Source organism: uncultured Methylobacterium sp., from assembly GCF_964242245.1.
Taxonomy (GTDB): Bacteria; Pseudomonadota; Alphaproteobacteria; order Rhizobiales; family Beijerinckiaceae; genus Methylobacterium.
This window is the reverse complement of sequence record NZ_CAXTBY010000075.1, coordinates 1-20,468: the sequence shown is the minus strand read 5'-3', so window position 1 is coordinate 20,468 and position 20,468 is coordinate 1. Positions and strand designations below refer to the sequence as shown.

Here is a 20,468-nt window from a genome sequence, read left to right as displayed (position 1 = left end):
CCGGCCGGGTGGCCTGCGTGAAGCGGGCGATCACGGCCGCATTCTTGCCGGTGAAGCGGTCTATGCTGGCTGGAGCGAGGCCAGCAAAGCCAGCGGATGTGATTCTCAAAGGCCGCCTCCCCACGCCCGCGATAGGCCGGCGCTTCGGCCCGACATGGGTCGCCGCGATGCTGGCGGCCGCCCCCGTCGCAGCTCAGACGCCGCCGGTGATCCCGGCCGTGCGCGAGGGCGCGGGTGCCGATCCGCGCACGTCGGTCGCCCAGCCCGAGACCACGAGTCAGGCGTCCGGCGGCTACGTCCGCTCGGTCGAGCCCTATCTCGGGCCGCTCGGCGATCCCCTCGGCATCCGCCCGGTCCTGAAGCAACGCGGGGTCGAGTACAGCCTGACCTACATCGCCGACGTGCTCGGCAACCCGAGCGGCGGCATGCGCCAGGGCGCGATCGTCGAGGACCGGCTGAACCTGCGGCTCAACCTCGACCTGAACAGGATCGCCGGCTGGGAGGGGGCCACCGTCCACGCCAACGCCTACTTCATCCACGGCACCGGCCTGACGCGCTACTACGTCGGCGATCTGGCGAGCACCAGCGTGATCGAGGCGCTACCGGCCTCGCGCCTCTACGTGCTGTGGTTCAACCAGGAGTTCTTCGACGGCAAGCTCGGCCTCCGCGTCGGCCAGCAGGCCGCCGACAGCGAGTTCTTCGTGTCCCAGACCGCGACGCTGTTCGTCAATTCCACCTTCGGCTGGCCGACCATCACCGGGCTGAACCTGCCCTCCGGCGGCCCGGCCTACCCGCTCTCGACGCCGGCGATCCGGGCCAAGTACGAGCCCGGCGGCGGGTTCTCGCTCCAGGCCGGGCTCTACGACGGCGATCCGGCGGGCGCCAACCGCGCCGGCGACGACCCGGAGGCGCAGCGCCTCAACCGCACCGGCACGAATTTTCGCGTGCACGACCCCGCCCTGATCGTGGCGGAGGCGGCCTACGCCTACAACACGGAAAAAGGCTCGGTGGCGCTGCCCGGCACGGTAACGCTCGGGGGCTGGCAGCATTTCGGCCGCTTCGACGACCTGCGCCGCGACGCGCTCGGCCTGTCGCTCGCCGATCCGGCCTCGACCGGGGTGCCGCGGCCCCGGCGCGGCAATGCCGGGCTCTACGCGATCCTCGACCAGACGCTCCTGATCGAGCCGGACAAGGACGACGAGGGCCTCTCGGTGTTCCTGCGCGCGTCGGTCTCGCCCACCCGTTCCAGCCTGATCGCGGCCTACCTCGACGGAGGCTTGGCCTACAAGGGGCTGTTTCCGGGCCGCGAGGACGACACGCTCGGCGTGAGCGCGGCCTACGCGCGGCTCTCCGACGACGCCCGGCGCGCCGACCGGGACACCATCCTCTACACCGGCACGGCGATGCCGCGCAGGCGTGCCGAGACGGTGATCGAGGCGACCTATCAGGCGCTGATCGTGCCGGGCGTCACCGTGCAGCCGGACGCGCAGTACGTGATCCATCCCGGCGGCGGCATCGCGAACCCCCTCGATCCGAACGGGCGGCGGCTGAAGAACGCCGCCGTGCTCGGGGTGCGCGCGACCGTGCAGTACTGAGGGCGTCCGCCGGGACGCGCGTTCCATCGGGAACTTCGACGCGCCTTCGCCCTATCTCCCGGCAATGGTGATTTTCGAATGGGTCGTGGCCGTGCTGTTCGGCGCCGTGCTGCTGGCGGCGCTGGCCCGCCGCGCGGGCGCGCCCTACCCGGCCTTCCTGGCGCTCGGCGGCGTCGCGCTGGCCTTCGTGCCGGGCGTGCCGAACCTCGTCCTCGACCCGGACCTCGCGTTGGCGCTGTTCCTCGCCCCCGTGCTGCTGGACGCCGGCTACGGCACCTCGCTGCGCGACCTCAAGGTGAACTGGCGCCCGATCGCCGGCCTCGCCTTCGGGGCGGTCGCGGCCACCACCATCGCGGTCGCGGTGGTGGCCAAGGTGCTGGTGCCCGACATGCCGCTCTCCGCCTGCATCGTGCTCGGCGCCATCGTCGCGCCGCCGGACGCGGTGGCCGCGCTGTCGGTGCTGCGCCACGTCTCGCTGCCGCACCGGCTCGTCACCATCCTGCGCGGCGAGAGCCTGCTCAACGATGCCGGCTCGCTGCTGATCTACCGCCTCGGCGTCACGGCCGCCGCGACGGGCAGCTTCCACCTCTCCGAGGTCGGCCCCACCTTCCTCGTCGGCGTGGTCGCGAGCCTCGTCGCAGGACCCGTCCTGGGCCTGGGCTTCGTCGCGATGATGCGCCGGGTCGAGGACGCGGTCACCACCATCGTACTGCAGTTCGTGGCGGCCTTCGGCATCTGGATCGCGTCCGAGCGCCTCGGCCTGTCGGGGGTGCTGACGATCGTCGCCTTCGCGATCACCGTGGCGCGGTTCAATCCCGGCATCACCGCGCCGCGCACCCGGATCATCGCGTCCGCGGTGTGGGACACGGCAGTGTTCGTGCTCAACGTGCTGGCCTTCGTGCTGATCGGCATCCAGATCGGCCCGATCCTGGAGCGGCTGACCGGAACGGACCGGATCGCCGCGGTGGGGCTCGCGGGCGCCGTGTTCGCCACGGTGGTGCTGGTGCGCATCGCCTGGGTGCTGCCGGCGAGCGGCCTCCGGCGCCTGGGCTTCGCCGATCGCGGCCGGGACGGGCTGAAGGCTGCGGTGGCCGTGTCCTGGTCGGGCATGCGCGGCATCCTCACCATCGCCACGGCGCTCGCCCTGCCGCAGGGCGAGCACGGCTTCCCGCACCGCGACCTGATCGTGTTCGCCGCCTTCTGCACGGTGCTCGGCACCCTCGTGGTCCAGGGCCTGACGCTCGGCCCGCTGCTCGCGCGGCTGGGCCTGGAGGACGACGATCCCGTCGGCCAGGAGGTCGGGCAGGCGCGGGCCAAGGCCTACGCGGCGGCGCTGGCCAGCCTCGACGAAGCCGGGCCCGAGGGCGAGGCCGACGCCGCGGTCGAGGCCCTGCGGGCCGAGTTCCGCACTGCGCTCGCCGCGGCCGACGACCACGACGAGGGCCACGCCCCGGAAACGCTCCCCTCGGACGCCCCCCGCCGCCGGGCCATCGGCGCCGCCCGCGAGAAGGTGCTACACCTGCGCCGCGAGGGCCGCATCGGCGACGACGCCTACCTCCTGCTCGAGGAGGAACTCGACTGGGCGGAGCTGAACGCGACGCCGCGGGACGAGACGTGAGGCGAAGGTCATCGCGATTTGCGGCGGTGCCCATCGGGCTTTGTACGTGGAACAATCGTTGACCCGACGGGCAAGATGCGCGAAAGCGGTGCCGTCGCGAGACGCGTGAGCGCATCACGCTCCCGTCTTCGATAAACCCAGCCTCCGATTCGATGTGCCACGCGACGCGCGGGCAGAGCACGTGCGATCGATCGACGACCCCGACCTCAATTCCGAGGCGGGGTTTTTGCGTTTCCAATGAGACGATCATGACGCTCTTCACCGAGCCTCTCCGGCCTGGATGGCCTCTCGTCGAATGCCCTCGTCCGAGCGCACGTCGACGTAGACCCGCACGGTTGCGTGGTTTGGGGATGACGAACTACCGAGGGAAGCTCATCGCGGAGACCCGAGTGGAGCTCACGGAACTCGAGCGTCTGGATGCGCATCATGACGTCGTGACGTTCGATGCCGGACCGACCGACACCGGGGGCCAAGGACCCTGGTTGCGCGACCACGGGCTTGCGAACGATCGGAAAGGCCTCACCCGCACGTTCGTTGCGAGCTACGCGGGGACGGCGCGGGTCGCCGCCTTCTTCGGACTGACATCTGGCGCGATCGAGCGTGTGTCATTGCCGAGGCGCTTCCGACCTCACGGAACACCATCCGCCATCCCGGCGTGGCTCATCGCCCGCTTGGCCGTGGATTACGCCGCAGGGCCGCGGTATCGGCCGCGACCTGAGGCTGGCGGCCTTGAGCCGAGTGCTCCGGGCACACGAGCATGGCGGCGGAGCACTCGTCGTCGTGGACGCCGTGGGTGAGACGGCACAGCGTCTCTACGCACGTCACACGTTCATCGCGATCACCGATACGTCGGGCCGGAGCACGCGGATGGTGGCTCCGATAGCGACCGTCGCCGAGCCCCTTCGGGCACCATGACGAGGAGCCCCACCGAATGGGAGCCGTGTCTACTTCCAGCGACGGTCTGCGACATCGCGGTGGAGGTCGTCTGAAACAGACGGGGGATCGTCCAGCAGGGCCAGAAGGGCGTCGAACTGCTGCTCAGGCACGATCACGGGGCTGGGATCGCGACCGATCGCGTCGGCCTTCGCCCGCTTGGAAGAGGGCCGCACACCGGGAGCAGCCGTCTTGCCCGTCGAAGACGAACGACCGGTCCTGATGGGCGCGCGCTTCTTCATCGGATCACAAGCCATATGGACGATCGTGCACGCGTCTACCACAGCACGGGAAGAGGCCATCCCGTATGAAAGGTCCGCAAATTCGAAGCACGCGATCCGGAGGGGATACCGAAATCCATCGCACTGCCGGCGGTATGCCGCTCAGCCCGCCCCCACCCGTGCCTCGATCGCGGCCCACACCGACACCGCGAGGTCCGGGCCGCCCAACCGCTTGATCGCGCGGAGGCCGGTGGGCGAGGTGACGTTGATCTCGGTCAGGTGCCCGTCGATCACGTCGATGCCGACGAGGATCAGGCCGCGTCGGCGCAGCTCCGGGCCGATCGCGGCGCAGATCTCGCGCTCGCGCGCGGTGAGGTCGGACGCCGCCGCCGCCCCCCCGCGCACCATGTTGGAGCGGATGTCGTTCTCCGCCGGCACCCGGTTGATCGCGCCCAGCGGCTCGCCGTCAACGAGGATGATGCGCTTGTCGCCCTCGGTGATCTTGTCGAGGAAGCGCTGCACCACCCACTGCTCGCGGAAGGTCACGGAGAACAGGTCGAACATCGAGCCGAAGTTCGCGTCGGTTTGCGAGACGCGGAAGACGGCGGCGCCCCCGTGGCCGTGCAGCGGCTTCATCGCCACGGTGCCGTGCTCGGCGCGGAACGCCTCGATCTCCGCCCTGTCGCGGGTGATCAGCGTCGGCGGCATCAGCTCGGGAAAATCGAGGACGAAGAGCTTCTCCGGGGCGTTGCGGACCTCGGCCGGGTTGTTCACCACCAGCGTCTCAGGGTGGATCTTCTCCAGGATGTGGGTCGCGGTGATGTAGGCCATGTCGAAGGGCGGGTCCTGGCGCATCAGCACCACGTCGGCCTCGGCGAGGTCCATCCGCTCGACCGCGCCGAGGGTCGCGTGCGCGCCCTCGACGTCCTGGACGCTCAGGGCCTGGACGCGGGCGGTGACGCGCCGGCCCTGCAGCGAGAGCCGGTCGGGGGTGTAGTACAGCAGCCGATGGCCTCGCGCCTGCGCCTCCAGCAGCAGGGCGAAGGTGGTGTCGCCCGCGATGCGGATCGCCTGGATCGGGTCCATCTGGACCGCCACGGTCAGCGCCATGTCGTCGACTCCGCTCAAAGGCCGGCCCCACGGCTCGAGACCGCGCGGGCCGGTTCTCTCAGGCCGCGCGCCGCGACCGCGAGGTGCCTAATCGTCCTGCATCGACTTGCTGCCGGTGCGGCGATCGTAATCGCCGATGGCCGCACGGCATTCGGGCGAGAGGCGCTTGCGGTTGCGCGTCATGCAGCGGTCGGCTTCCGGGCTGCTCGGATCGACGCCCACGCACAGGCGGAAGTAATCGTTGGCGCAGCCGAGCTGCAGTCCCTGGTCGTCGCGCTGCGCCTGGACCGGGCTGCCGGCCAGCGCCAGCAGCACCAGCGGAAGGGCAGCGAGCGCCGCCGGGCGGAGCATCCGGGCAGGAACCCGGGACATGAGCGATACGCGTGCGGGTCGAGTGTCCAATCGCATCCAGCGTCGTCCTTGCTTGTCGGTCATCGGAGCCGGGAGGCGGGGCCGGCGGAAACCAGTTCCGCGAGAGGCCCGGCATATCGGGCCTGACCGTCGCTAGGCAAGCGTCCGGGGATCGCGGCGGTTCCGAACCCCGGCGGGTGCGGGCGCGCTGCACCGCCGGCAGGGCGAACGGCAGGATCGCGCGGCCGCGCCGACGCAAGAAGGGCCCCGCTCGGCAGCCGAGCAGGGCCCAGTCGTTGGGAGGAAACGCCCGCCATGGGCAGAAGGCATCAAGCAAGTCGTGCGCCAAGCTGCGGGAGGCTGGGCCTGTGGAGAGATGCGGGAGGGTTCGGGCGCCGGGCGGACGGTCCGGGCCGGCCTGCGGCAACGCTCCGTTAACCACGACATGCTGATCTGCCGGCCATCGACGCGCCGCCCTCAGCCACGCCCCCGCGGGGGGCCCGGGCGCGATGCCCGGACCGCCTACAGGTGCCTGCCATGATCGTTTCCCGCCCCTCCGCCGGACCCGCCGGTGCCGAGCCCGCGCCCGCTCAGCCGGCGCGGACCGGCCTCGTCGTGCCCTTCGCCCCACCTGCCGTCCGCCGCCGCCGGGCGGGCGACGCCGCGGAGACCCGCGGCGAAATCCTGCTGTTCCTCGGCGTGCGCTACGAACGGCGCGCCTCCTGATCGCGCCGCCCTCCGTCCCGAACCGTGCCGCCGAGACGCGAGCGAGGCCCGTGATGCCGAGGCAGGACCGTCCGCGGCAAGATCATTCTCGGCGAGATCCCGCGCGGCCGGCGCGGGCGATTGAGGGTGGGCGGGTTCCGGAGGGCGCCCCGCCCCTCGGCCGCGCCGCGATGGGCCTCGTCCTCGCCTCCGTCCTGCTGGCCGCCTGCGCGCAGGAGGGCGATTTCGGCCGTCCCAAGGCGGGCGCCTGGAACAGCCTCGTCGAGACCACGGGCCCGTTCGTGGCCCGCGAGCGGGCGGAGCCGGTCTCGGCCTTCCCGCTGACCGACGACGAGCAGACCTTGCGCGAGCGGGCGTGGCGCACCCTGATGCCGACCACCGGGCGCGAGGCGTTCACCGACGTGATCGCCAACCTGACCCGCACCCGCGCGCTGCCCCGGCGCTGGCGCCCGGGCGACGTCGCGGCCTACCACGAGGGGCTGGTCTCGGAATCCTTCCGTTCCCCCGTCTCACGCTACCGCCGGCTGTCGGAAGACGCCACCGCCGATGCCCGGCTGATCACGCCGTTTGCCGCGCTGGCCCGGCGGGTGAACGAGGCCGACGACCTGCGCCTGCGCAGCCTGCCGTTCGCGCGCACGCTGGAGGATTTTGATGTACACAACGCCGCGATGCGGGTCGCGGAGAACCGCTGCCTGATCGCCTGGGTGCGCCTGGAGCTGGCCGAGCGCATCGCGCGCTACCGCTACGCCCTGGAGCACCTCGTCGTCGAGGTGCCGGGTCCCGAGGCGATCGGGCCGGAGCGTGCGATCGCGATGCTCGCCGGCCGCCGCACTCTCCTCGACCCGCTCCTGCCCCCCGAGGCGGCCTTCCGCTGCGGCCTCGTTCCCGGCGAGGACCTGATCGCCGACCTCGCGGCGGGCCGGCCCCTGGTGGCGAAGGATTGACCGGACGCGCGTCCCGCCGGAGCGGAAGCCCGACGCGTCGCGGGGTGCGGGCAATGATGCCTGCGACGAATACACGGCCTCGACCGCCGATCCGGCGCGCCTTGATGATCCATGTTAGTGCGAAGCCCCGCGAGGCTGAGTAGATCCGGCACATCCGCGACCGGTATCGTTGGGCGTCGCTGCTGAGAGCCCTGGGCTCCCGCCTGCAAAGCCGGGATCAGGCCATGCTTCTCTCCGTCGGCGAACGGTGGACCGGCGCCTTCGATCGCCTTCGCCTCGCCCTCGAAGGCGAGAACACGGCGGCCCGAATCCTGGCGGAGTCCCAGGCGCGCATCGGCCGCGCGCGCGACGCCCTGGAGCGCACGACCCCCAGGCCGCGATGCAGGCCCCGGCCGCGCCCCGAGGAACCGGCCGGAGCAGGGCTTGAGCCGCGCAGCTACTTCACGCTGGTCTTCGAACCTGACGGCGTCGTGAGCCTGCACAGGCTGTGGGCCGGTGACGACGATGAGGCCGCGTCGCTGGCGCGGACCCTCGCACGCGGGCCGGCCGACCTCTGGGACGGGATGCGCTTCATCGAGCGGTTTGAGCCGCCGGCCGTCTCGTCATCGTGATCGGCGCGCACGCTCGGGCATACGCCTGGGCGCAGGAACGCCCGCAGGCTCCGAGGTTCGCAGGAAAGCTCAGAGTGCCCCGTTACTTCATCGACACCGACGACGGCGACACCCATGTCCACGATGACGAGGGACGCGTGCTCCCCGACGATGCGGCCGCACGTCTGGCGGCCCAGGCTGCGCTCCCGGACATGGCGCGCGACAAGCTCCCCGGCGGCGACGCACGCAACCTCGTCGCCATGGTCAGGAACGAGACGGGGGACCTCCTCTACACCGTGACCATGGCGCTCGTCGGCGCGTGGAAGGTCAGCCCGCCTGCGTAGCACGCCCTTGGCAGGGTGATGGATGGCGGCAGATCGCGGGCATCGCTCAAGGGATGATCGATTGTGCCGATCCAGGATGGCCTGCCGGACCGCCGGCATCGTGGACTGCGGCCGCGGCCGGCGCCTCTCTTCCGTGCCCGGCGCGATCGGGCATGGTCGGCGCGGCCGGAGCGCGGCGGGCGCGACGATGCAGGGGTCTTGACCGCGGATCGACGACCATGAACCAGAGCGCTCTCCGACGACGTGGACGCCGGTTCGTCGTCAGAGAGCGCGACAGAACAGGGACTTAGAGCCGTGCCTGATCCGACGTGATCGGACACGGCTCCAGACGGTCCGGGCTCGACCAAGCCCTGAACCGGCTCATACCCGCAGCGTGGCCCCCGTTGCGTGTTTCGACCGCGCGACCCATACTCGCACGATACGTCCGGGCAAAACCCGGCGCGGCACGATCGGGGGCGAAGCGTGGCACGGGGAACGCAGATGCGCGCGCATCTGTGCGGCATCAGGACGGCCTGCACGGTGCAGGCCTCAGCCGACGAGGCCGCGGCGGAGATCGCCTGCGCGCTCGGCAGCGACGCGGCGCAGCTCATCGTGTTCTTCTCCCCCGATTACGAGCCCGAGGCGCTGAGCCGGGCGCTGGACGCGCGCTTTCCCCACGCGGCGATTGCCGGCTGCACCATGTCGGGCGGGATCTCGCCCGCGGGCGGAGTCGATCGCGGGCTCGTCGTGATCGCGTTTCCGGCTGAGGGCTTCCGCATCGTCTCGACGGTGCTCGACGCGATCGACCACCTCGACGTCGAACGCACGGCCGGCGCCGTGCGGGCGCTGCACCGCAGCCTGGAGCCGCACGGGCCGGACCACGCCCGCACGGCCCGGTGCTTCGCCCTCTCGCTGATCGACGGGCTCGCCAACGCCGAGGAGACGGTGGTCTCGGCCGTCGCCTGGGCGCTGGAGGGCATCCCGCTGGTCGGCGGCTCGGCCAGCGATGACCTCACGTTCCGCGATGCCGTGCTGCTGCACGGCGGCCGGGTCCACCGCAACGCCGCCGTGCTGCTGCTGGTCGAGACCGATTTCCCGGTCCAGATCTTCAAGAGCGACAACTTCGAGGCGACCGACGTCAAGTTCGTCGTCACCGCCTCCGACGGCGAGCATCGCATCGTCCACGAGTTGAACGCGGAGCCGGCCGCCCGCGCGTACGCCATGGCGGTCGGCCTCGACCCGGAGCGGCTCACGCCGATGAGCTTTGCGGCCTACCCGCTCGCGGTGAAGGTCGGGGGCGAGTACTTCTGCCGCTCGATCCGGCGGCTGAACGACGACGGGTCCCTGAGCTTCTTCTGCGCCATCGACGAGGGCGTGGTGCTGACGCTGGCCGAGCCGCGCGACATCGTCGCCGCGACCCGGGCCGAGCTGTCGCGGCTCGACGCCGCGCTCGGCGGCATCGACCTCATCATCGGCTTCGAGTGCGTGCTGCGCCGGCTCGACGCGGAGAGCCGGCAGGTGCGCCAGGGCATCGCCGACCTCTACCAGCGCTACGGCGTCGTCGGCTTCGAGACCTACGGCGAGCAGTACCGGGCGATGCACCTCAACCAGACGTTCACGGGCATCGCCATCGGCCGGATGCCGCGCGCGGGGCGCGCCGTCCCATGACCGTCCAGACCGGCATCGCGGGGGAGGCGTCCCTGCACCGCCGGATCGCCAAGCTGGAGCGGATCAACGCCGCGCTGATGGGCCACGTCGAGCGCAGCACCGACCAGCGCGGGGGTGCCTACGCCCTGTTCCAGACCGCGATAACCCTGGAGGGCCGCGTCCGCACCCGCACCGAGGAGCTGACCGGGCTGATGCATCGGCTGGAGCGCTCGAACGCGGCGCTGGTGGCGGCCAAGGAGGAGGCCGAGAACGCCAACCGCTCGAAGACCCGGTTCCTGGCCGCCGCGAGCCACGACCTGCTCCAACCGCTGAACGCCGCGCGCCTCTCGGTCTCGGCGCTGCGCGACCTGCCGCTCGGTCCCGACGCCGGCCTGATCGCGGGGCAGGTCGAGCGCGGGCTGCAGACCATCGAGGACCTGATCAAGACGCTCCTCGACATCTCCAAGCTCGATGCCGGCATCGTCCGGCCGGAGTTGCGGGCGGTGTCGCTGCCCGACCTGTTCGCGGGGCTGGCCGCGAGCTTCAGGCCGTTTGCGGAGCGGAAGGGCCTGCGCCTCGTCGCGCGCTGCCCCGACATCGCGGCGACGAGCGACGGGATGCTGCTGCGGCGCATCCTTCAGAACCTCGTCTCGAACGCGGTCCGCTACACGCGCCGGGGCGGGGTGGTGATCGCCGCCCGGCGCCGGGCCGGCGCGGTACGCATCGACGTGACGGATTCGGGCCGCGGGATCGGCGCCGACGAGCACGACCTCGTCTTCGACGAGTTCTACCGCGGCGGCGGCAAGGGCTCGGAGAGGGAGGTGGCGGTGGCCGCCGATCCGGCGGAGGCCGACGGGCCGGGCCTCGGGCTCGGCCTGTCGATCGTGCGCCGCATGGCGCAGGCGCTGGACCATCCCCTGGCGCTGGCCTCGCGCCCCGGCCACGGGACGCGGGTGTCGCTGACCCTGCCGCTGAGCCCGGTGCCTGCCGCCGCCGAACCCCATCCGGCGCCGGTCGCGACGCGGCTCTCGGGCGCCCGCGTCGTCATCGTCGAGAACGACGCCGCGACCGCCGATGCCCTCACGCGCCTGCTGCGGAACTGGGACGCGCACGTCACCACCTTCCGCGACGGTGGGGCGGTCGCGGCCGCCGTGCGCGTGGGGGGCGCGGACGGATCAGGCGCGGGCTTGCGCCCCGACATCCTGATCCTCGACTACCACCTCGACGACGGCGCCTGCGGCCTTGACGTGGCCGCCTACCTCCGGGCGCTCAGCGACGCGCCGCTGCCCGTCATCATCACGACCGCCGACCGCGCCCCCGCGATCAAGGCCGAGGTCGTCGCGCTCGGGGCCGAGCTCGTCCACAAGCCGATCAAGCCGGCCCAGCTCCGCGCGCTGCTGACCTACATGCTGGCCTGATCCGGGTCCGCGGCGCGGCAGCTCACGCGGGCCTGACGCCCGACAGGAACCCGTCGCTCGCCCGAGGTTGCTCACGTGGCCGGCAAGCTGCTGGGCCGCGCCGAGGACCTGGGCCGAGGCCGCGCCGGTGTCGCCGACTCGGCGCCCCGCGCGAGCCCGTACCGCCCCTCAAGGTCGTTCCGCCCGCTGGGAAGCGGTCCACGCGACCGAAGGCCGTGCCAACACCAAGGCCACTTGACGTGAGCTCTCAAGAGGTTGTCCATCCGGTCTGGACCGAGGAAGCGGAGGTTGCGACGCTTCAGAGCCCTCGGAGGGCCCGGATGAACATCCATGAGACTGCGCGTTTGACGCTCTCGGGTCGAGAGCGCCTCGTGCGATTGGCGATGATCGGCCTCGAATCCGTGCGTGGCGGTCCGTGCCGAAGCACAGGTGGGTAGGTCCCCTGAAACCGCACTGTCTCGTTGCCCGAGGTGCTCAGCGACTGCGATCGCGCGTAGGGCAAATGCCGACGATCTTGGCGCTACAGCAGACTTGACAATACCTTGAAAACCGAAGAGCCTGTTTTTAAGGCGCTGAGCAAAGATGCTTGATTTCGCGCCACAGCCTAAATCCAGTGTCGGCAGAGCAGCCCGCAGCGCAATCCGCGCTGGCGGGCTTTTTGCGCTCCGAAGGACCCTATGAAGCGGCACCATCGCATCGGACTTCTGTTGTCTACGGCCGGCCCATACGCGCTGCTCGGACGGACCATGCTGAACGGCGCCCTCCTGGCAGTCGAAGAGGTGAACGCGGCTGCGGCCGGTGTCGCCCTCGGTCCGACGATCGTCGATCCGGAAGGCGAGATCGCTGCCTACGCGGCCGGCGCCGAGCGGCTCCTGCGGTCGGGCATCCGCCACGTTGTCGGCTGCTACACCTCGTCGAGCCGCAAGGAGATCATTCCGATCTTCGAGAAGATGGACGGCCTCCTCTGGTACCCCTCACACTACGAAGGTTTCGAGACTTCCGGAAACGTCGTCTACACCGGCGCATCGCCGAACCAGCACATCCTGCCGCTGGTGAAGCACCTGCTTGCCCAGGGCGGCCGAACGGCGTTCTGCGTCGGCGCCAACTACATCTGGGCCTGGGAGAACAATCGCATCCTGCGCGAAGCCCTCGCGCTCGCGGGCGGTCGCGTCGCCGCGGAACGCTACTTCGCGGTCGGAGAAACCGAGTTCGACCAAGTGATCGACGCGATCCTGGAGGTGCGGCCGGACTTCGTCTTCAACACGCTGATCGGCGTCTCGGCCTACCAGTTCTTCCGTGATTTCCGCCGGGCCTGCCTCGCAAGGGGTATCGACCAGCCGAAGACGATGCCGGTGGCGAGTTGCAGCCTCGCCGAGCCGGAGTTGGAGGCGATCGGGCCGGAGGCGCTCGACGGGCATCTCAGTTGCAGCGTCTACTTCTCGTCGGTCGGCGGCGAACGGAACCAAGCCTTCACGGCCGCCTACGCGGCGCGGTTCCCCGACGGCCCCACGCCCTCCGCCGACACCGAGGCCTCCTACATCGCCGTCCACCTCCTCGCCCGGGCCCTGGCACGGGCCGGGAGCGAAGACGTCGCCGCCGTGCGCCGCGCCGCCTGCGAGGTCTCCTTCGCGGCGCCGCAGGGTCCGGTGCGCCTCGATGAGACCACGCTCCACGCCTGCCTGACACCGCGCATCGGCGTCTCGACCGCGCAGGCCCGCTTCGCCATCGTGGCCCAGGCGGCCGAACCGGTCGCTCCCGACCCGTACCTCGTGCGCAGCGCCCCCCGGGTGGTCCCGGTCGACCGGCGTCCGGCCTTACGGGTCGTGCCATGACGAGCCCCGGCCTGATCCAGAACTTCAGGGGCATGCAGGCGCTGCTGGTGACGGCGTCGGGGACCGATACCGGCCTCCTCGCCGCGACCCTGATGAAGCTCGGGCTCACCGTCGCCTCGGTGAGGCTGGCCGGGGAGGCTTTCCCGCTCGACCTCACGGGTCTCGAAGCCGAGCGCCACCTCGTGATCGTGGACGGCGACCTGCCGATGCCGAACAGTCCCGCGAGCGTGGTCTCGGACCTGCCGCCGGTGCCGGTGCTGGGCCTCGTCGGGGTCGAGGCGCCGAGCCGCCTCAAGGGCCTGCTGCAACTCGGCGCCACCGGCCTCCTGCGCAAGCCGATCCACGGCGCCTCCGTCTACGCGGCCCTGTACCTCGCGGTGAACGCGTACGGCCGGCGGCGCGTGCTGGAGGAACGGCTGGCGCGCCACGAGAAGCGGCGGCTCGGTCGCCGCTACCTCGTCAAGGCGATCCTGCGGCTGATGCAGGAGCACGGCCTCGATGACGACGCGGCCTTCGAGACCTTGCGCCGCGACGCGATGCGCGCGCGCCAGCCCCTGGAGGAACACTGCGAAGCCCTGGTGCGGGCTCGCCCCGACGTGCCGACGCCGCTGCGCCGCCACACCCGGACCTGAACCCACCCTCATGCAACGAACCACCGACGAGGACGCATCGATGCCGAGACCCAAAGCCGGAGCCTGCCTGTCCGCCCTCACGGCCGCCCTGATCCTCGCCGCGCCAGCGGTCCAAGCCGCCGACCCGATCAAGCTCGGCGTGCTGGAGGAACAGTCCGGCGACTTCGCGGTCGCCACGATCGGCAAGATCCACGGCATCCAGCTCGCCGCCGACGAGATCAACGCCGCGGGCGGCATCGCCGGGCGCAAGCTCGAACTCGTGATCTACGACACGCAGTCCGACAACACCCGCTACCAGGAATTCATGCGCCGGGTGCTCCAGCGCGACAAGGTCAACGTGGTCTTCGCCGGCTTCTCCAGCGCCTCGCGGGAAGCCTACCGGCCGATCGTCGACCAGCTCGACGGCTTCGCCTTCTACAACAACCAGTACGAGGGCGGCGTCTGCGACGGGCACATGGTGGTGACGGGCGCCGTGCCCGAGCAGCAGTTCTCGACGCTGATCCCGTGGATGATGGAGAAGTTCGGCAAGCGGGTCTACACCATCGCGGCCGACTACAACTTCGGCCAGATCTCGGCCGAGTGGGTGCGCGACATCGTCAAGGAGAACGGCGGCGAGATGGTGGGCGAGGAGTTCATCCCCCTGGGGGTGTCGCAGTTCTCCCAGACGATCCAGAACATCCAGAAGGCCAAGCCCGACATCCTGATGACGCTGCTCGTCGGCACCGCCCAGGCCTCGTACTACGAGCAGGCGGCAGCCGCGAACCTGAAGGTGCCGATGGGGTCGTCGGTCAACGTCGGCCAGGGCTACGAGCACAAGCGCTTCCAGCCCCCCAGCCTCGCCAACATGTACGTGACCACGAACTACATCGAGGAGGTCGACAGCCCGGGGAGCAAGGCGTTCCTGGCCAAGTGGAAGGCGAAGTTCCCGAACGAGCCCTACGTCAACCAGGAGGCCGAGAACTCCTACCATGCGGTCTACCTCTACAAGCAGATGGTCGAGCGCGCCGACGGCTCGACCAAGCGGGCCGACCTGCGCAAGGTGATCGCGGCCGGCGACGTCTGCGTCGAGGCGCCGGAGGGCAAGGTCTGCATCGACCCGAAGAGCCAGCACGTCTCGCACACCATCTACCTAGCGAAGGTCGACGAGAAGCACGCGATCTCCTTCCCGAAGACCTGGGACGACATCAAGCCCTACTGGCTCGGCCAAGCCGGCTGCGACCTGACCAAGAAGGACCCGATGGCGCAGTACACGCCGAGCAACCCGCCCAAGCCCTGAGCCGCCCGCCGCCGGGGCCGCACGCCCCGGCTCGTCCACCCCGTCGCGACACGGCTCCCGGATGGCCTTCCTCGACCTCGCCTTCGCCTTCCTCTACCAGCTCGGGGATGCGTTCTCGTTCCTGGTGCTCGCCGCCTGCGGCCTCGCGGTGGTGTTCGGCATGATGGGCGTGATCAACCTCGCGCACGGCGAGCTCATCATGTGCGGCGCCTACGTCACCGTGGCGGCGACGCGCGCGGGGCTGCCCCTGCCGCTCGGCATCCTGTCGGGCGCGCTCGTCTCCGGCGCCGTCGGAATCCTCATCGAGCGGCTCGTCATCCGCCATCTCTACGGCCGGCCCCTCGACACCATCGTGGCCACCTGGGGCATCAGTCTCGTGGCGACGCAGGGAACGCTGATCGTGCTCGGCTCCAGCATGCCGGGCGTCGGCACTCCGCTCGGCAGCTTCTCCGTCGGCAGCTACTCCTACTCGACCTACCGGGTGGTGCTGATGCTCGCCGCCGTCGCGGTGCTGGCCGGGCTCTACCTCGCCTTCAACGCCACCCGCTTCGGCACCCTCGCCCGCGCCACCATCCAGGTCCCGCACATGGCCGAGGCGCTCGGCGTCGACACGCGGGCGGTCTACGCGATGACGTTCGGCATCGGTGCGGCTCTCGCCGGCCTCACCGGCGGGCTCTACGCCCCCACCATGACCATCGTGCCGACCATGGGCACGACCTTCATCATGGAGGCCTTCGTCACCGTGGTGGTCGGCGGCGCCGACATCTTCCTGGGCACGGCGCCGGCCGCCCTGGTGCTCGGGACGGTGCGGGCGCTGCTCACCTCCTGGCAGGGCCAGCTCTTCGGGCAGATCGGCCTCCTCGTCGCGGTGATCCTGGTGATCCGGGTCCTGCCGCGCGGCATCTCGGGCCTGATCCTGCGGGAGCGGGCGTAAGGGAAGCGGAACGCCATGCTGCGCATGCTCCGACGCCTCGAAGGACCGCAGACCCTCGGACGCGGCCCGGCCTTCTGGACCGCCTTCGCGGTCGTGCTCGCCGCGGCCCTCGCCTATCCGTGGTTCGCCGACGGCTACACGGTCGGCAACACCGCCTACTTCTTCTGCTGGGTGTTCATGGCGCTCGGCCTCTGCCTGATCTGGGGCTACGGCGGCGCGCTCAGCTTCGGCCAGACCGCGTTCTTCGGCCTCTCGGGCTACGCCTACGGGGTGCTCACCCTCAACGTGGGGTCGGCCTACGGCTTCACCGTCGCGGCGGTCGTGCTCGCGGTGGCCCTCTCGGCGCTGATGGCGGCGCTGCTCGGCTACTTCCTGTTCTTCGGGCGGGTCGGCGGCGTCTTCCTCGGCATCATCACCCTGTCGGTGACGCTGGCGCTGGAGCGCTTCATGGCGCAGACCGCCGGCCCGGAATGGCGGATCGGGGCGGCGCGCCTCAACGGCTACAACGGCATGACCGGCATGCCGCCGCTGACGCTGCCGTGGATCGGCGGCGACCTCGTGCTGATCCCCGACGTCGAGCTCTACTACGGGCTGCTCGGCCTCCTCGTCCTGACCTACCTCGCCCTGCGCATCCTGGTGAACGCGCGCTTCGGCAACGTGCTGGTGGCGATCCGCGAGAACCCCGAGCGGGCCGAGATGCTGGGCTACGACGTGCGCCGCTACCAGCTCGGCGCCTTCGTCATCGGCTCCGCGCTCGCGGGCCTGAGCGGCACGCTCTACACGGCCTGGGGCCAGTACATCACGCCCTCCAGCATGGGGCTCACCGCCGCCGCCCTGCCGGTGATCTGGGTCGCGGTCGGCGGGCGGGGGGACCTTACGGCGACGCTCGTCGGCACGCTCCTGGTGCTCGGCGGCTTCCAGGCGCTGACGATCTACGGCAGCCAGTACGCCCTCGTGGTCATGGGCCTGCTCCTCGTCCTCGTCGTGCTCGCCGCGCCGGACGGCCTCGTGGTGGCGGTGATGCGCGGCCTTGGCCGCCTCCGGCGCCGGCGGGGGCCCGCCCGATGACCGCCCTCCTCGAAACGCGCGGCCTCAGCAAGCATTTCGGCGGCCTGCACGTCACCAACGACGTCACCTTCAGCTTGGCCGAGGGCGAGATCCACTGCCTGATCGGGCCGAACGGCGCCGGCAAGAGCACCTTCTTCCGCCTGCTCCTCGGCGAATACGCGCCGGAGCGCGGGCAGATCCTCTACCGCGGCGAGGACGTTACCGCGCTCAAGCCCTTCGCGCGTGTCCGCCGGGGCATGAGCGTCAAGTTCCAGGTGCCGGGCATCTTCCCGAGCCTCTCCGTCGCCCACAACCTCGAGATCGCCCTCCAGCACCACCTCGAAGGCGCGTCCCTCGGCGCCGAGATCCGCCGGCTGCTCGGCTTCCTGAACCTCGCGGAGGCGGCAGCCGACCGGGCCGGCCACCTCAGCCACGGCCAGAAGCAGTGGCTGGAGATCGGCATGGCGATCAGCCTCAAGCCGCGGCTCCTGCTCCTCGACGAGCCCACCGCCGGGATGTCGCCGGACGAGACCTTCGCCACGGGCGCGATGGTGCAGGCCCTCAACCGCGACGGCGTCGCCGTGCTGGCGATCGAGCACGACATGGCCTTCGTCCGGCAGATCGCCCAGCGCGTGACCGTGCTGCATGTCGGGCGCATCTTCGCGCAGGGCACCACCGCCGAGATCGTCGCCGACGAGCGCGTCGCCGCGATCTACCTTGGCGAGGTCGACGCAGCGCCGGTCCGGGGAGCCGCCGATGCCTGAGCCCCTCCTCGCGACCTCCGGCCTGCGGGCCGGCTACGGCGGCAAGCCCGTGCTGCAGGGCGTCGACCTGGTGGTCGGGGCCGGCGAGATCGTGGCGGTCATCGGACGCAACGGCGTCGGCAAGTCGACGCTGATGCGCAGCCTGATCGGGCTCCTGCCGGCGGCTGCCGGCGGCATCGCGTTCCGGGGCCGGACGGTCGAGCGGCTCGCGGCGCACCGGCGCGCGCGCCTCGGCATCGGCTACGTGCCGCAGGGGCGCGACGTCTTCCCCCGCATGAGCGTCGCCGACAACCTGACGGTCGGCGCCGCGCTGCTGCCCTCGGGCGAGCGGCCCGACTTCGAGCGCGCCTTCGTGCCCTTCCCGATCCTGCGCGAGCGGCGGGGGCAGCGGGCCGGCACCCTCTCGGGCGGACAGCAGCAGCAGCTCGCCATCGGCCGCGTCCTCGTGGGCGGACCGTCGCTGATCCTGCTCGACGAGCCGTCCGAGGGCATCCAGCCCTCGGTGGTGCAGGAGATCGGCCGAACCCTCGTCGACCTGAACCATCGCACCGGCGTGACGATCGTGTTCGTGGAGCAGAACCTCGACCTGATCCGGGCCATGGCTCAGCGCAGCTACGTCATGGACAAGGGCCGGATCGTCGCGGAGCTGACGACGCGGGACCTCGACGACCGCGACCTCGTGCGGCGCCACCTCGCCGTCTGATCGAGAAAGGGAGACACGAGCATGCAGTGGCTCGACCAGTCCATCATGGCCCGCAGGGGTGTCGCCGGCGGCAGGCCCGGCCGGGCGCACACCATCACGGAGGCCGAGCAGGGCCGCTACCACTACGTCTACGGGCCCTTCGCGGAGCCGGTGCTGACCGTCGATCCCGGCGCCGTCGTCACCGCCGAGACCCACGACGCCTTCGAGGGCAAGATCCGGCACGAGAGCGACAGCCCGACGCAGATCCTGAACTTCCCCTACCTCAACCCGCAGAACGGGCCGATCTACGTCAACGGCGCCGAGAAGGGCGACTGCCTCGCGGTGGCGATCCGCGCGATCCGCCCGCGCGGCCCGCAGCCCTGCGGCACCACCCTGATCATGCCGGAGTTCGGCGGGCTCGTCGCCACGGGCGACACGGCGCTCCTCAACCCGGCCCTGCCGGAGCGCGTGCGCAAGCTCGAGGTCACGGCCGAGCGCGGCGTGCGCTGGAACGACCGGATCACGCTGCCCTACCAGCCCTTCATCGGCACCATCGGCACCTCGCCGGAGATCGAGGCGATCTCGTCGCTGCAGCCGGACTACTACGGCGGCAACATGGACCTGCCGGACGTCGGCGTCGGCGCCGTCATCTACCTGCCGGTGAACGCCAAGGGCGCGCTCCTCTACCTCGGCGACTGCCACGCCGCGCAAGGGGACGGCGAACTCTGCGGCGTCGCCGTCGAGCACCCGACCCACACCACGGTGCAGATCGACCTCATCAAGGGCTGGACCTTCCGCTGGCCGCGCCTCGAGACGGCGGACTTCTACATGACGATCGGCTCCGCGCGCCCGATGGAGGACGCCGCGCGCATCGCCTACCGGGAGCTGGTGCGCTGGCTCGCCGCCGATTTCGGCTTCGAGGAGATCGACGCCTACATGCTGCTCACGCAGTGCGGGCGCGTGCGCCTCGGCAACATGGTCGATCCGAAATACACCCTGGGCGCCTCGATCGCGAAGTCGATCGCCCACGCCTGACCGGATACGCTAAGAGGAAAACAGCATGGATCTCGGCCTCAAGGGGTGCCGCGCCCTGGTGACCGGCGGCACCAGGGGGATCGGCGGAGCGATCGCCGACCTCCTGGCGGAAGAGGGCGCCGCGGTCGCGCTCTGCGCCCGCAGCGCCGAGGAGGTCGCCGCCAAGGTGGCGGCCCTGCGGGCGAGGGGCGTCGCGGCAACCGGGCGGGCGCTCGACGTCGCTGATCCCGAGGCGCTGCGAGGCTTCATCGTGGAGGCGGCGGCGGAACTCGGCGGCCTCGACATCCTGGTGCCGAACGTGAGCGCGCTCGCGGTCGGCTCCGACGCGGCGGCGTGGCGCAGCGGCTTCTCGGTCGATATCATGGGGACCGTCTCCGCCGTCGAGGCGGCGATGCCGTTCCTCGAACGCTCGCACGCCGGCGCGATCGTAATCATCTCCAGCGTCTCGGGCCGCGAGATCGACTTCGCGGCCGGACCCTACGGCGCGTTCAAGGCGGCCCTGATCCACTACGCGCAGGGGCTCGCCTACCAGCTCGCGGGCAGGAACATCCGCGCCAACACCGTCTCGCCCGGCAACACCTACTTCGAGGGCGGCGTCTGGCACCGGATCGAGGACGGCAACCCGGCCCTGTTCGCCGAAGCCCTGCGCCTCAATCCGACCGGGCGGATGGCCCGACCCGAGGAGATAGCCCGCGCCGTCGTCTTCCTGGCAAGCCCGGCCGCGAGCTTCATCACCGGCACGAACCTCGTGGTGGACGGCGCCCTGACCCGCGGCGTTCAGTTCTAGAGC

At 71.0% G+C, this 20,468-nt stretch carries 20 protein-coding genes; 17 read left to right on the top strand and 3 right to left on the bottom strand.

Features of this window, described 5'->3' with window-relative positions; translation table 11 throughout:
- Positions 1 to 167 precede the first annotated feature (167 nt).
- Positions 168 to 1,595 (top strand): carbohydrate porin, encoded by a 1,428-nt coding sequence (locus ACFE8Y_RS15040; protein ID WP_375465195.1) that lies wholly within the window; start codon positions 168 to 170, stop codon positions 1,593 to 1,595.
- 64 nt (positions 1,596 to 1,659) lie between these two features.
- Entirely contained in the window at positions 1,660 to 3,213 is a 1,554-nt protein-coding gene (locus ACFE8Y_RS15035; protein ID WP_375465194.1) for a cation:proton antiporter, read from the top strand.
- Between the two features lie 944 nt (positions 3,214 to 4,157).
- On the opposite strand, the gene ACFE8Y_RS15030 is transcribed toward ACFE8Y_RS15035, so the two are convergent.
- The 3 genes from ACFE8Y_RS15030 to ACFE8Y_RS15020 form a co-directional block, all read right to left on the bottom strand.
- Entirely contained in the window at positions 4,158 to 4,388 is a 231-nt protein-coding gene (locus ACFE8Y_RS15030) for a hypothetical protein (protein WP_375465193.1), read from the bottom strand.
- A 141-nt stretch (positions 4,389 to 4,529) separates the two neighbouring features.
- Positions 4,530 to 5,477, bottom strand: a complete 948-nt coding sequence (gene gshB, locus ACFE8Y_RS15025; protein ID WP_375465192.1) for a glutathione synthase — start codon at positions 5,475 to 5,477, stop codon at positions 4,530 to 4,532.
- Between the two features lie 87 nt (positions 5,478 to 5,564).
- Entirely contained in the window at positions 5,565 to 5,849 is a 285-nt protein-coding gene (locus tag ACFE8Y_RS15020) for a hypothetical protein (protein WP_375465191.1), read from the bottom strand.
- A 516-nt stretch (positions 5,850 to 6,365) separates the two neighbouring features.
- Between ACFE8Y_RS15020 and ACFE8Y_RS15015 the strand changes: the two genes are divergently transcribed.
- The 15 genes from ACFE8Y_RS15015 (at position 6,366) to ACFE8Y_RS14945 (ending at position 20,465) form a co-directional block, all read left to right on the top strand.
- Positions 6,366 to 6,554, top strand: a complete 189-nt coding sequence (locus ACFE8Y_RS15015; protein WP_375465190.1) for a hypothetical protein — start codon at positions 6,366 to 6,368, stop codon at positions 6,552 to 6,554.
- A 170-nt stretch (positions 6,555 to 6,724) separates the two neighbouring features.
- On the top strand, positions 6,725 to 7,498 hold the full coding sequence (locus tag ACFE8Y_RS15010; RefSeq protein WP_375465189.1) for a hypothetical protein: 774 nt from the start codon (positions 6,725 to 6,727) through the stop codon (positions 7,496 to 7,498).
- A gap of 224 nt (positions 7,499 to 7,722) precedes the next feature.
- Complete coding sequence (locus ACFE8Y_RS15005; protein WP_375465188.1) at positions 7,723 to 8,109, top strand: hypothetical protein; 387 nt, start codon at positions 7,723 to 7,725, stop codon at positions 8,107 to 8,109.
- Positions 8,110 to 8,183: 74 nt separating this feature from the next.
- Positions 8,184 to 8,432 (top strand): DUF6894 family protein, encoded by a 249-nt coding sequence (locus tag ACFE8Y_RS15000; RefSeq protein WP_375465187.1) that lies wholly within the window; start codon positions 8,184 to 8,186, stop codon positions 8,430 to 8,432.
- 480 nt (positions 8,433 to 8,912) lie between these two features.
- Positions 8,913 to 10,079 (top strand): FIST N-terminal domain-containing protein, encoded by a 1,167-nt coding sequence (locus tag ACFE8Y_RS14995; RefSeq protein ID WP_375465186.1) that lies wholly within the window; start codon positions 8,913 to 8,915, stop codon positions 10,077 to 10,079.
- The gene (locus ACFE8Y_RS14990; protein WP_375465185.1) at positions 10,076 to 11,476 is read left to right on the top strand and encodes a hybrid sensor histidine kinase/response regulator; all 1,401 of its coding nucleotides are present in this window, start codon (positions 10,076 to 10,078) and stop codon (positions 11,474 to 11,476) included. The genes ACFE8Y_RS14995 and ACFE8Y_RS14990 overlap by 4 nt, the downstream gene beginning before the upstream one ends.
- 677 nt (positions 11,477 to 12,153) lie before the next feature.
- On the top strand, positions 12,154 to 13,308 hold the full coding sequence (locus ACFE8Y_RS14985; protein ID WP_375465184.1) for a transporter substrate-binding domain-containing protein: 1,155 nt from the start codon (positions 12,154 to 12,156) through the stop codon (positions 13,306 to 13,308).
- A complete protein-coding gene (locus ACFE8Y_RS14980; RefSeq protein ID WP_375465183.1) occupies positions 13,305 to 13,940 on the top strand; it encodes an ANTAR domain-containing response regulator in 636 nt (211 codons plus the stop codon). The genes ACFE8Y_RS14985 and ACFE8Y_RS14980 overlap by 4 nt, the downstream gene beginning before the upstream one ends.
- Positions 13,941 to 13,980: 40 nt before the next feature.
- Positions 13,981 to 15,216 carry an urea ABC transporter substrate-binding protein gene (locus tag ACFE8Y_RS14975; RefSeq protein ID WP_375465182.1) on the top strand — a complete coding sequence of 412 codons (1,236 nt, stop codon included), beginning with the start codon at positions 13,981 to 13,983 and terminating at the stop codon, positions 15,214 to 15,216.
- A gap of 61 nt (positions 15,217 to 15,277) precedes the next feature.
- Complete coding sequence (locus tag ACFE8Y_RS14970; protein WP_375465181.1) at positions 15,278 to 16,150, top strand: branched-chain amino acid ABC transporter permease; 873 nt, start codon at positions 15,278 to 15,280, stop codon at positions 16,148 to 16,150.
- 15 nt (positions 16,151 to 16,165) lie between these two features.
- The gene (locus ACFE8Y_RS14965) at positions 16,166 to 17,218 is read left to right on the top strand and encodes a branched-chain amino acid ABC transporter permease (protein WP_375465180.1); all 1,053 of its coding nucleotides are present in this window, start codon (positions 16,166 to 16,168) and stop codon (positions 17,216 to 17,218) included.
- Positions 17,215 to 17,961, top strand: a complete 747-nt coding sequence (locus ACFE8Y_RS14960) for an ABC transporter ATP-binding protein (protein ID WP_375465179.1) — start codon at positions 17,215 to 17,217, stop codon at positions 17,959 to 17,961. Before ACFE8Y_RS14965 ends, ACFE8Y_RS14960 begins: the two co-directional genes overlap by 4 nt.
- Positions 17,954 to 18,664, top strand: coding sequence for an ABC transporter ATP-binding protein (locus ACFE8Y_RS14955; protein ID WP_375465178.1), 711 nt, complete (start codon positions 17,954 to 17,956; stop codon positions 18,662 to 18,664). The genes ACFE8Y_RS14960 and ACFE8Y_RS14955 overlap by 8 nt, the downstream gene beginning before the upstream one ends.
- Before the next feature lie 21 nt (positions 18,665 to 18,685).
- Positions 18,686 to 19,678 carry an acetamidase/formamidase family protein gene (locus ACFE8Y_RS14950; RefSeq protein WP_375465177.1) on the top strand — a complete coding sequence of 331 codons (993 nt, stop codon included), beginning with the start codon at positions 18,686 to 18,688 and terminating at the stop codon, positions 19,676 to 19,678.
- A 25-nt stretch (positions 19,679 to 19,703) separates the two neighbouring features.
- Complete coding sequence (locus tag ACFE8Y_RS14945) at positions 19,704 to 20,465, top strand: SDR family NAD(P)-dependent oxidoreductase (protein ID WP_375465176.1); 762 nt, start codon at positions 19,704 to 19,706, stop codon at positions 20,463 to 20,465.
- The last annotated feature ends 3 nt before the right edge of the window (positions 20,466 to 20,468 follow it).